We start from the raw sequence: 12,034 nt of genomic DNA, 5'->3' as shown, positions 1-12,034 counted from the left end.
GAACGGTCAACGATCGATTCACAGCGCGCCAATTCGGCGTATGAGATCCAACCAGCCAGAGATCGATGAGCTATGAACAAGAGTACGTACGACCAGAACACGTCGGATACCAATCAAGCGAACGGAACAACGGAAGATAGTTCGGCGAATGAGACGGAGAGTGCACTTCTTGGAAAATCCCTGTCGATCTCTTACTCGACGAGCGAGGAGCCAGTTGTCGAGTGCGACCGCATCGATATTCCCGATGGTGAGATCACCGCACTCGTTGGACCGAACGGTAGTGGCAAGAGCACGCTCTTAAAATCACTCTCGAACCATCTCACTCCTGAGAGCGGGACGGTCGTTTTGAACGGCCACGACATTCAGCAGTACGACCAGAAGGAGTTGGCCCGCAAACTTGGTCACCTCTCACAAGAGAACGATTCGCCGGGGAGCATTACGGTCGAAGATCTCGCGTACCACGGACGGTATCCTCACCGGGGCTTTTTCGACGCAGTTGACGCTACAGATCGAGAGGCCGTCGAACGCTCGCTCGAACTCGCTGGTGTGGAACACCTCCGCGATACTGAAGTGGGAAGCCTCAGTGGTGGACAGAAACAGCTCGCGTGGATTGCGATGGTGCTTGCACAAGACACCGATACGCTCTTACTCGATGAGCCAACTACGTTTCTCGATCTCCACCATCAACTCCGCGTGATGGAGACGATTCGGCGACTGAACGACGAAAATGGCGTCACTGTAGCCATTGTTCTCCACGACATCGCACAGGCTGCTCGTTTCGCAGACTACCTCATCGCACTCGACGATGGGGCGGTGTACGATTGGGGTCCGCCCAGCGACGTCGTGACCGAAGCGTTGCTCGCAGACGTGTTCAAGATCGATGCAGCGGTCACGTACTCACCCGACCCACAGATATTCCCGAAACAGTCCATCAAATAACCAAAATATGATTGGAACAAAAATACCGATTTCACAGTCGGTCCGTCACGCCGGTTCTCACCGCACGAGCGTGCCCTTCACACTGACGCAATTATTCATCCAGCGATGACAGAACAAGTAACAGGACAGAAATCGAATGAACCGAGTTCGGACGAGTACGATGTCGTCATCATCGGTGGGGGTGCCTCTGGGCTGTCTGCGGGAGTGTTCACCGCTCGATACGGCTTCAAGACGCTTATCCTCGATCGAGGCGCGTCCGCTATACAGCGCTGCTACAGTATCGGGAACTACCTTGGCTTTCTCGCTATCGATCCGACAGCGTTTCTCAAACTCGCCCGTGGACACGCCCAGTACGAGGGCTGTGAGATCGTCGATGATCTGGTCGTCGAGGTCGAAGAATCAGAGACTGAATCTGAAGCAGAGAGCAGAGACAGAGACAGATTTCAGATCAAGACACAGGACGGACATGAACTCACAGCAGCCTCTGTTATCGCGGCATCGGCCTACAACGCAGACTACCTAAGCGGTCTCGATGAGGGGTCGTTCCACGAAGCAGGAACACATCCTGTCGAGTGCGATGAGGCGACTGGTCGAACCGCAATTGATGGACTGTACGTCGCTGGGTGGCTCTCTGGGAGTCCACATCAAGTAATCATCTGCGCGGGACACGGTGCACGGGTTGCGAAAGCCCTCATCCACGACTACCGAATGAACGATGGATTCTGGGAGGAGGTCGCAAAGTACTGGGATTGGCAAGTCGAAGGAGGAACATACGGCGACGAGTCGTGGAGAAAGCACATCGACGACTGGATCGAAAGCACGATACCAGAAGACGAGACAGTGTCAGAGGAACGACGTGAGCGCATCACCGAAGCGATTACGACCGAACGGCTCGGGTTCCAGCTCTCAGATGAGGAGCGAAAACAACGAACAAAAGACGGGCAGGCACTCATTCGTGAACATCTTCTCGACGCCAAGCCTATGCAGACTTATAAGTGAATTGTTGTAGATTTGGTACCTACTACCCAAATCTATTAATCAACTGCAGTTTTGAGTTATCCTAAATGCACGCGGATACCCTCTGTGACATCCGTCGTCGGATTGAGCGTCGATCGACGGATACAGGACGCTACCGGATTGCCTGTGCACGTACGGGTAACAGCCCATCCCCCATAACAGGACTTCGATTTCCAAATCGGGACGCCGCGTGCGAGGCGGTGCAAGATGCACAGTTGTATCTGGCACGTCTCCGCGCGTTGATGCCGGAAACACCGTGGTACGACTTGATCATCCACGAGGTGGTGCCGGTTGATGAAGTCGATGAAGTACAACTGCTTTCGAAGGCGTTCAATGCGCTCGTTGGTCCACAAGAACTTGAGTGACGATACGCGAGCGACAGAGCTGTTGATCAGAGAATGTACTGTTCTCCGTCGACAGCAGTGTGCTCGCCGAACGCTTCCTCTGGCGTCGGGAAATGAGAGACGTGCACGAGTCGCGTCTGCGCTGCGTTTAGTTCTGCTGCGAGCGAAAGTGCCCCCTCGGTTGTCATATGTTTCGTTCCGAACGTGCGCGGGACTCCCGCTTCATTTTCGTGTGTCCCGCCAAGCGGATGGTGTTTACAGAGACGCGCTGGGACAATAGCATCTGCAAGTAGCAGATCAGCGTCCGACAGTACGTCGCGTGAGGCGTCGGGAACTGCGAAGTTCGTATCTCCAGTGATAGACAGCTTCGCACCCGTCTCGTCCTCAATTGCCAGCCCATAACACGCAAGTGGTGGATGCTCAACCGGAACGAGCGTGGCAGTTACACCACAGATCTCGAACGGTTCGAACGGCTGCTGTGGGTGTACATCGAGTTGATCGAGATAATCGTATTTCTGTGCTATCGTTTCCGCGACACTCTCGCCAGTTTGAGGGTCGACAGCAGCAGCAGCATGCACCGGAAGCGAATCGAGCAGTCGGTACGCGTTGCCGAGACCGTCGAGGTGATCAAAGTGGATATGCGTGATGATGACCTCGTCCGGCAGCGACACGCTATCACGGAGCAGTTGGTATCGAGCGTCGGGACTCATATCGACGAGAAACGACTCACCCGTGCGCTCGTTCTCGATGTGAACGGAGAACCGAGTGCGCTCGATATCCCGGTCAACAGCTGCCTCACAGGTGTCGCAGCTACAACCAGGGGTAGGCGTCCCCGTGGTATCACCAGTACCGAGCAGCGTAACCCGCATCAGTGATCGTGATCGTGATCGTGGTCGTGGCTGTGATCGTTGCCTCGCTCGTGGCCACCGTCTGTTGCGCCGGAGCCAGCGATGAGAGCGTCGGGATCGCCGTTGATCATATCCATATTCTTGAGATTATCCCGTTCTTCGAAGCCATCGACGGCTGCCAAGAGGTCGTCTTGGGTCAGGGTGGTTCGTTCTTCGGTAAGCGCATCGAGGACGGCTTCTCGGAGCACGAGTCGAAGGTCACTCCCGGTCAGTCCTTCGGTCTCGCTGGCGATTCGTTCGGGGTTGAAGTCATCGATTTTCATCTTCCGGGTGATGACCCGAAGGATGTCTGCACGCATCGGCTCGTCTGGTTTCGGGAAGTTGACGATCTCATCGAAACGCCGCCACGCCGCTGCATCGAGTTGGTCGGGGTGGTTTGTCGCACCGATGAGGAGCACATCGTCACGGACGAGGCTGACTTCGTCGATGGACTTGAGCAGCGTGTTCACGGCACGCTTGATCGCGGCGTGTTCGTCGCTCGCTCGCGTTTTTGCGACGAAGTCGAACTCATCCATGAAGAAGATACACGGTGCAAGCCGTTTTGCCACCTCGAACGCTTTGTCCACGTTTTTCGCCGTCTCGCCGAGATACTGGCTCGTGATCATCGAGAGCTTCACCTCGACGAACGGTAGATCGAGTCCGTGTGCAAGTGCTCGCGCGATCGACGTTTTCCCAGTCCCCGGTGGACCAACAAACAGGAGCTTGCCAATCTCGCGGAGACCGATCTCTGCGAGATACTCGCGGTGCTCAATTGCTTTCACGATCTTCTGTATTTCTGCCTCCTGACCGGACGTGAGGACGAGATCGTCGAGCGTCATCTCCATCTCTTCGGGCGCGCGCACCTCGACGAGATCGAGCATCTCCTCGTCCTCTTCGTCGAACACCTGCTCGAGAAGGCTATCGATCCACACGCGATCGGCGTGGATCGGTCGGTTCATCGCGCGAGCGGCTTCGTACTCGACATCCTCTACCTCGTCTTCAAAATGCGCCACGAGCGTCGGGTTCGTCATGAGCCGCTCAGCGTTGGTTCGTTTGAGATACCACTGTTCGGCCAATTCAGCGTCAGTAAACGACACCTCGCCGGTGAACTCCTTTCGTTGTGTGAACATCAAATCGGAGACAGCATCCCATGGGTGCGAAAGCCCTGTCGCCTCCGATATTCTTGTCGTTGTCACCGTCAATGGTCGTTGGATACTACCAGGGGCATTCGTACGACGCCCACTGTCGCTGTTCGAATCGTCGGCCGACTCCTCTGAATCGGCGTTTGTGCGCCAGAACGCACGACGATACGACGGTGGGAGATCGCCCGGGTCACAGTCGAGATCCTCGTTGTAGACGCGGGCCGTAAGCATGAATTCGATGACGTCAAGCGCCGGGCCAGTCATTCCCCAAACAGTTGTCGTGGCGTGCGTATAAGATCGTCGGAGTGCGTCTCGATCGCAAAATATGTTAGGTATATCACGGAAATAAATCCCCAATCGGTGTGAACCGGAAACGGCCCGCAGAGAGTTGTTAGTATCCTATTTTAACACAATGAAGCGTTATGTTGGAGTATGGTGGATACGACACCAGTCGTTGTGCAGGCGTATCGGACACCACAGGGAAAAGAAGGCGGCGTCTTTGACGATGTTCGAAGCGAAGATCTTTCGATCCCACTGATCAACGAAATCCTCGCCGAGACGGGGCTAGCGGGTGAGGATATCGATGACCTGATGTGGGGCTGTGCTCAGCAGCGCGAAGAGCAGGGTAACAATCTCGCGCGTGTCATCGCGCTGTTGTCCGATCTCGGTGAGAGCGTTCCCGGGACGACTATTAACCGATGGTGTGCTTCTTCAGCGCAGTCGATCATCAGCGCGAGCGATGCGATCCGTGCTGGCCAGCGCGATGCGATCATCGCCGGCGGCGTCGAAAGCATGTCACGGGTGAAAATGGGTCAGAACAGCCAGAACATTCACCCGAACATGAACGAAGCGTACAACGTTGCCATGCTCCAGATGGGCATGACTGCTGAGGAGGTCGCTGAGCAGTTTGATATCTCCCGAGAGGCACAAGACGAGTACGCCGCTCGCTCCCAACAGCGTGCCTGTGAGGCGACCGAGGAAGGACGCTTCGACGACGAGATTATTCCGATCGACACCGACGAGGGGGCAGTCACAGAGGATGAGGGACTCCGACCCGGCACGACCGCGGAGAAGCTGGCGGAGCTCCCGACTGTGTTCAAAGTTGAAGGAAGTGTTACGCCGGGTAACGCCTCACAAGTGTCTGATGGAGCAGCCGCCACGCTCATCACGAGCAAGGGCTTCGCCGAGGATCACGGACTCCCGGTATTGGCTGAAATTGGCGACAACAACGTCGCTGGCGTTGACCCCACGATCATGGGTATCGGTCCTGTCCCTGCCGTCGAAGGGCTGCTCGAACGCAACGGACGATCGATCGAAGATTACGGACTCGTCGAACTGAACGAGGCCTTTGCAAGCCAGACTGTCTACTGTCAGCGCCAACTTGGTATCGACGACGAGAAATTCAACGTCAACGGCGGTGCCATCGCCATTGGCCACCCACTCGGTGCCAGCGGTGCTCGGCTCCCCGTTACCCTTCTCCACGAAATGGAGAAACAAGACACAGAACGCGGCATTGCGACCGAATGTGTCGGCTTCGGACAGGGCGCAGCGATCGAATTCAGTCGCTGATAGCTAACGAATAAAGCTCAAGGGTAACAGCCACGGCGGATCTGGTTCACCCCAGTTAGTATACGTCTATCATTCTTTCGGATAGGAAGGTCGATGGATGCTTTCTCACTGCTGTCGGTTGGGTCGTGTCGCTGCGTTCAACATGGAAATTGTCTTCTCCAGAATGAATTACAATACACCCATCCGTTAATTTCCCCTCAGACCGTATAAGAAGGAGTCTGACAAAGTATTATATTTATGTTGCTTGGGTCTCTGTATATATGTATGCATTTACGCCGGGGTGAGTTCGAACGGATCCGTAGTGTGCTTCTGGAAGTCGAGCCGGACGAGCCACTGACCGCGCGCGAAATTCTCGATCTACTCGATGAGCACGGGGAAGCGTTCGACAGTGCACACAAAGTCGCCACGATTCTCGGTCGATACGCCGGGACAGAGGTCGAGGTTATTCCCGATCGGCCCTACCGATACCGAATCCGGCACAACTGAACGTTCCGAAGATATCCTCGTCCGACCGCAGAGTGATGATCAGATTAGTGACGCGGGTAACCACTCTAATAGAAAATACTTTATCCGATATTTTAGAAAGATCGGACATGCATGTACAAAAAGCGATACTCGTCGAGCTGGCTGCGATACTAGTGGTACTGTATGGCGGTTTCTTGAATATGGGAATAGCCAGTATCGCGGTGACGACGTTCGGCCTGCTAATCGGCCTGTTCGCGGCCGTTCAAGGCTTCTTCTCCGACACGACATCTCCGAATCAGGGAACCGTAAGCACTGAGACGGACTCAATGGATGTTCGAGAACTGACAACAGAGTGGATAGCTGGCATTTTCTTGCTCGCTGTGATTACGGTTGCTGCTGTTGGTGGTTCGATGGCCGGAGGGTCGCTTGGGATGCCATACGGACGCTACATCGGTGGAGCAAGTGGGGCAATACTGGCATTCACTGGTGTGGCGTGGGGATACTACGGGCGGTAAGCCATCATAATACCTGTATCGCGCGTTCCGAAATTCGTAATTCAATTCCGTCTTTCGTAGAAATCCGCCGGACTTATTACGATGTACGTATGCTATCGGATAATGAGTGACGAGAAGCGGACGATTTTGCTCATCGGGAGTGGTCCGATACAGATCGGGCAGGCCGCGGAGTTCGATTATTCAGGTGCACAAGCATGTCGCGCGCTTTCTGAGGAAGGAGCCCGAGTCGTTCTCGTCAACTCCAACCCTGCGACGATCATGACCGATCCCGAGATGGCCGATGCGGTCTACATCGAGCCGATCACGACCGAAGCCATCGAGGAGATCGTTCGTAAGGAGGAGCCAGACGGCGTCATCGCCGGTCTTGGTGGACAGACGGGACTGAACGTCACGGCAGAGCTTGCAGAGCAAGGCGTCCTCGAAGAGTGCGATGTCGAGATCATGGGGACACCGCTCGATACCATCTACGCAACGGAAGACCGCGATCTATTCCGCGAGCGAATGAAGACGATCAACCAGCCGGTACCGCGCTCGGAGACGGTTACATCGATCGATGAGGTCGAGGCGGCTGTCGAGGCCGTCGGTGGGTTGCCGGTCATCATGCGGACAGCCTACACGCTCGGTGGGAGCGGAAGCGGTGTCGTCGGAGAGATGGACGAGCTGAAAGAGCGCGTCAGGAAAGGATTCCAACTGTCCCGCAACCACGAAGTGCAGATTACTGAGTCGATTGCGGGCTGGGTCGAACTCGAATACGAGGTGATGCGGGATGCTTCGGATTCGTGCATCATCATCTGCAATATGGAGAACATCGACCCGATGGGCATCCACACCGGTGAGTCCGTCGTGGTCACGCCGAGTCAGGTCATCCCGGACGATGGCCATCAGGAGATGCGAACAGCAGCGCTCGATGTCATCCGCGATCTCGGGATTCAGGGCGGCTGTAACATCCAGTTCGCGTGGCGTGATGACGGAACACCGAGTGGCGAATACCGCGTTGTGGAGGTCAATCCACGCGTTTCGCGCTCTTCGGCACTAGCGTCGAAAGCGACTGGCTATCCGATTGCCCGCGTCACCGCGAAAGTCGCGCTTGGAAAGCGCTTACACGAGATCGAAAACGAGATCACAGGCGAGACGACGGCCGCGTTCGAGCCAGCCATCGACTACGTGGTGACGAAAGTGCCTCGATGGCCGAAGGATAAGTTCGATGATGTCGAATTCACGCTCGGGACGGCGATGAAATCGACGGGCGAGGCGATGGCAATCGGCCGCACCTTCGAAGAGAGTCTACTCAAAGCGCTGCGTTCGAGCGAGTACGAACCGAGCGCCGATTGGACGACGGTAGACGATAGTACCTTAAAAACCGACTACCTCGAAGCGCCAACGCCCGATCGCGCTTATGCGATGTTCGAGGCGTTCAGTCGGGGCTATTCCGTCGAGGAGGTTGTTGCACTAACGGACATCGAACGATGGTACGTCGAACGCTACAAGCGTATCGCGGACGCCGCACACGCCGCACAGTCCGGTGACTTCACACTCGCAGCGGAGACTGGCTTTACGAACCGACAGGTCGCAGCACTGGCTGAGGCGGACCAACAAGACGGTGAGACCGCTACCGAAAGCGACGGAGAAGACGAACCCGAACGTAGCGGTGACGAGTTGACAGCTCGGATTGCGGACGGCGGAGATGGTGGTTCAATCTCCGATGCGGTGGTCACGGAGGTCGAAGAAAGCGCGGTCGATCGTCAGTTCAAGCAGGTCGACACCTGCGCTGGCGAGTTCGCTGCTTCGACGCCGTACTACTACTCTGCTCGTGATCCGGTGAGCGAACAATCGATCGGTCGCAACGAGGTGCAGGTCGATCGGAATGTTGAGAGCTGTGTCGTCGTTGGCGGTGGACCGATTCGCATCGGTCAGGGAGTCGAGTTCGACTACTGTGCGGTGCACGCGGTGCAGGCACTGCGCGAGCAGGGTATCGAAGCGCACGTTGTGAACAACAACCCGGAAACGGTTAGTACGGACTACGATACCTCTGATGGACTGTTCTTCGAGCCGATCACAGCAGAAGAGGTTGCCGACGTCATCGAGGAGACCGGCGCAGACGGCGTGATGGTTCAGTTCGGGGGCCAGACATCAGTTAATATCGGAACGCCGCTTGAGGCGGAACTCGAACGGCGGGAGTTGGATTGTACAATCCTCGGAACCTCCGTCGATGCGATGGACCTCGCAGAGGACCGCGACCGGTTTAATGTGCTGATGGACGAACTGGAGATCGCCCAGCCGGAGGGCGGGACAGCACAAAGTGAGAGCGAGGCGCTCGATCTCGCCCACGATCTCGGTTATCCGGTACTCGTCCGTCCCTCGTACGTTCTCGGTGGCCGGGCAATGCAGGTCGTCTACGACGACGACGAGCTGCAGACGTACATTAGAGAAGCCGTTCGCGTGAGTCCCGAGAAACCAATTCTCGTCGACGAGTTCCTCGAAGACGCAGTCGAATTGGACGTGGATGCGGTTTCAGACGGTGAAAGCGTTCTCGTTGGCGGGATCATGGAACACGTCGAGAGTGCTGGCGTTCACTCCGGTGATTCGGCCTGTATGATCCCTCCGCGGTCGCTCGGGCGGTCGGTCAACCGCCGGGTACGCGAGGTCGTCGAGAACATCGCAAGCGCGCTGTCGACTGTCGGCCTGTTGAACGTCCAGCTGGCCGTGAAAGACGAAGAAGTGTACGTCCTCGAAGCCAATCCACGCTCTTCGCGCACTGTACCGTTCGTCTCGAAGGCGACCGGCGTTCCAATCGCAAAGATCGCTGCGAAAGTGATGGCAGGGCAGGCACTCTCAGACCTCGACATCAGTGAGCAGGTCCCGGTGTATACGAGCGTCAAGGAAGTCGTCCTTCCGTTCGACCGCCTGCCGGGGAGCGATCCGCGTCTTGGTCCGGAAATGAAATCCACGGGCGAAGTCATGGGAACCGCGCGCTCGTTCGGCAAAGCCTACGACAAAGCACAAGACGCGACGAGCAAACCCGTTCCACGCGAAGGAACAGCCGTCGTCGATCTCCCTGTCGAAGGCTTCGATGAACGGTTCGACATCGTCGAATTCGAAGACAATGAGGCGTTTGAACAGGCCATCCGCGATGATGAAATCGACCTCATCGTCTCGCGAGAACGGGGACCACTCGAAGTCGCCGTCGAGGAATCGGTAACGTACTTCTCGACGATTCCAAGCGCCAAGGCCGCACTCGATGCCATCACTGCGAGCGAGGAACCACTCGACGTGATGGCCGTCGGCGATCGACCAACCCGCGAAGAATACTGGGGACAACCAAAATCAGAATCTGAATCTGAATCTGAGTGACCGCGAGCGAGGATCAAACGAGAGGGGCTGAATTTTTTATCTTATAGCGCCAGTTCGAGACGTGACTGACAGCAACACGATCGAACGAACATTTCCCGAACTCACAGTCATAGAAAGCGATGATCTCCGGGCAGGCGTGCGGAAAGCGTGGGTGACGGCTATGGAGGACAATGGTATCGATGATCTCGAATCGCTCCCGTGGTTTCCGCCAGCACAGCGGACACTTAACCTGCCGGACGAACGACTCGTCCCACACGTGAGAGACGTAACGCAGGGGGCAATTGCGCTCGCAGAAGTGTTCATCGATCGGGGATACGATATCTCGATGGAGACGGTCATCGCGGGCGCACTGGTACACGACGTTTCGAAACTCTATGAGTTCGACGGAATGAACGAAACCGAAATCGGACGGCTGATCGGCCATCCTCATTACGGCGTTCACGTCGTCTCACAAGCCGGACTTCCCGTCGAAATCGCACACATCGTCCTTTCACACACGAGTCGAACGACTGTCGATCCAGCGACGATCGAGGCCGAGATCGTCCGCCGAGCGGACGAGACCGCTGCGAGCGCGATCCGCGCGGCACACGAAATCTGAGCTCCTCAGACAGTTGTCTCGATCCACAGAGACTCCGTTCCGGACTGGAGTCGATGGTTCAGCAGAATAGGGACGAGTACGACCGGTACTCGATGAAAATCGTCGGAGAGCGAGATCAATTAGCGGTCGGAGCAGTTGTTTTGGCCATCGTCAGCACATCATCGAAAAATCCGAGCGTGTCGTGGGGACCGGGATTTGCCTCGGGATGATACTGTCGGGTGATAATACCGAGATCTTCGCTGTCGAGACCCTCTGGGGTGCCGTCGTTGACATTGACCTGCGTGACTTCGAGATCACCGGGTTCGGAGACGGTGTAGCCGTGATTCTGTGTCGTCATGACGACTTGTTCCGTTCGGAGGTCACGGACGGGTTGGTTGACACCCCGGTGACCGAAGGTCATCTTCTCGGTGTCGCCACCGAGCGCTTCTGCGATGACCTGCTGCCCGAGACAGATACCGGCAAGCGGCACCTCCCCCGCGTACGACTGCACGAGATCGCCGGCCGCCTCGAAGTTCTTCGGATCGCCGGGTCCATTCGAGATGAACAATACGTCCGGAGACAGTTCGGCGATGTCGTCCTCAGTCGCGTCGTAGGGGAAGACGTGAACGGTCGCATCGCGTTCGATCAACGAGGTGATGATCGACCCCTTTGCACCACAGTCGATGAGCGCAACAGTCGGTCCGTCTCCATCACGGTTGTACGATGTCTGTCCGTCCACCGAAACTTGCGATCCGATATCCGTGTGCTCGCTCATCCCTTGACACTGATCGAGTTCAGCGAGCGCGTCTTCTGCGGTGACATCCTCACCAACAGCGATGCCACATTTCATCGCACCCTCCTCGCGGATTCCGATGACGAGTTCACGTGTGTCGAGATGATCGATAGCGGGGATTTCTGCTTCGGTCAGCCACGACGCCACATCGTCGGTGAGTTCGCGGGCGACAACTGCGCGTGGATGAACACGGTCTGACTCGAATCGTTCGGGTCGGACACCGTAGTTCCCAATGAGAGGGTAGGAGAACGTGAGTACCTGCTCCTCATACGAAGGATCGGTGAGACTCTCTTCATACCCCGTATAGGCGGTCGTGAACACCAGTTCACCGCGTGTACAGCCAGGAGCACGAGCGCGTGCTTCGACCACACGCCCACCTTCGAGGGCCACATAGGCGTCCGTCATTACGAAGTACGTATTCGAGGAACGACTTAA

At 56.5% G+C, this 12,034-nt stretch carries 11 protein-coding genes; 8 read left to right on the top strand and 3 right to left on the bottom strand.

Features of this window, described 5'->3' with window-relative positions; all coding sequences use genetic code 11:
• The first annotated feature begins 72 nt into the window (after window positions 1–72).
• The 3 genes from MW898_RS01665 (at window position 73) to MW898_RS01655 (ending at window position 2,321) form a co-directional block, all read left to right on the top strand.
• Window positions 73–939 (top strand): ABC transporter ATP-binding protein, encoded by an 867-nt coding sequence (locus MW898_RS01665; protein ID WP_248903980.1) that lies wholly within the window; start codon window positions 73–75, stop codon window positions 937–939.
• A 105-nt stretch (window positions 940–1,044) separates the two neighbouring features.
• Window positions 1,045–1,938 carry an FAD-dependent oxidoreductase gene (locus MW898_RS01660; protein ID WP_248903979.1) on the top strand — a complete coding sequence of 298 codons (894 nt, stop codon included), beginning with the start codon at window positions 1,045–1,047 and terminating at the stop codon, window positions 1,936–1,938.
• Between the two features lie 65 nt (window positions 1,939–2,003).
• On the top strand, window positions 2,004–2,321 hold the full coding sequence (locus tag MW898_RS01655) for a DUF7552 domain-containing protein (protein ID WP_248903977.1): 318 nt from the start codon (window positions 2,004–2,006) through the stop codon (window positions 2,319–2,321).
• A 26-nt stretch (window positions 2,322–2,347) separates the two neighbouring features.
• On the opposite strand, the gene MW898_RS01650 is transcribed toward MW898_RS01655, so the two are convergent.
• Window positions 2,348–3,169, bottom strand: a complete 822-nt coding sequence (locus MW898_RS01650; RefSeq protein ID WP_248903974.1) for an MBL fold metallo-hydrolase — start codon at window positions 3,167–3,169, stop codon at window positions 2,348–2,350.
• Window positions 3,169–4,593 carry an ATP-binding protein gene (locus MW898_RS01645; protein WP_248903972.1) on the bottom strand — a complete coding sequence of 475 codons (1,425 nt, stop codon included), beginning with the start codon at window positions 4,591–4,593 and terminating at the stop codon, window positions 3,169–3,171. The genes MW898_RS01650 and MW898_RS01645 overlap by 1 nt, the downstream gene beginning before the upstream one ends.
• 171 nt (window positions 4,594–4,764) lie before the next feature.
• Between MW898_RS01645 and MW898_RS01640 the strand changes: the two genes are divergently transcribed.
• From MW898_RS01640 to MW898_RS01620, 5 genes are all read left to right on the top strand, one after another.
• On the top strand, window positions 4,765–5,898 hold the full coding sequence (locus MW898_RS01640; protein WP_368409157.1) for a thiolase family protein: 1,134 nt from the start codon (window positions 4,765–4,767) through the stop codon (window positions 5,896–5,898).
• Between the two features lie 264 nt (window positions 5,899–6,162).
• Complete coding sequence (locus MW898_RS01635; RefSeq protein ID WP_248903969.1) at window positions 6,163–6,384, top strand: hypothetical protein; 222 nt, start codon at window positions 6,163–6,165, stop codon at window positions 6,382–6,384.
• A 107-nt stretch (window positions 6,385–6,491) separates the two neighbouring features.
• Window positions 6,492–6,878, top strand: a complete 387-nt coding sequence (locus MW898_RS01630) for a hypothetical protein (RefSeq protein WP_248903967.1) — start codon at window positions 6,492–6,494, stop codon at window positions 6,876–6,878.
• Between the two features lie 102 nt (window positions 6,879–6,980).
• Window positions 6,981–10,229 carry a carbamoyl-phosphate synthase large subunit gene (carB, locus tag MW898_RS01625; RefSeq protein ID WP_248903966.1) on the top strand — a complete coding sequence of 1,083 codons (3,249 nt, stop codon included), beginning with the start codon at window positions 6,981–6,983 and terminating at the stop codon, window positions 10,227–10,229.
• Window positions 10,230–10,290: 61 nt separating this feature from the next.
• Window positions 10,291–10,827 (top strand): HD domain-containing protein, encoded by a 537-nt coding sequence (locus MW898_RS01620; protein WP_248903964.1) that lies wholly within the window; start codon window positions 10,291–10,293, stop codon window positions 10,825–10,827.
• A gap of 115 nt (window positions 10,828–10,942) precedes the next feature.
• On the opposite strand, the gene carA is transcribed toward MW898_RS01620, so the two are convergent.
• Window positions 10,943–12,004, bottom strand: coding sequence for a glutamine-hydrolyzing carbamoyl-phosphate synthase small subunit (gene carA, locus MW898_RS01615; protein WP_248903962.1), 1,062 nt, complete (start codon window positions 12,002–12,004; stop codon window positions 10,943–10,945).
• Window positions 12,005–12,034: the final 30 nt, after the last annotated feature.

The sequence above is a fragment of the Halocatena marina genome (assembly GCF_023276375.1).
GTDB classification, from domain to species: Archaea; Halobacteriota; Halobacteria; order Halobacteriales; family Haloarculaceae; genus Halocatena; species Halocatena marina.
The sequence above is the reverse complement of the archived record's forward strand: the minus strand, read 5'-3'. Positions and strand labels throughout refer to the sequence as shown.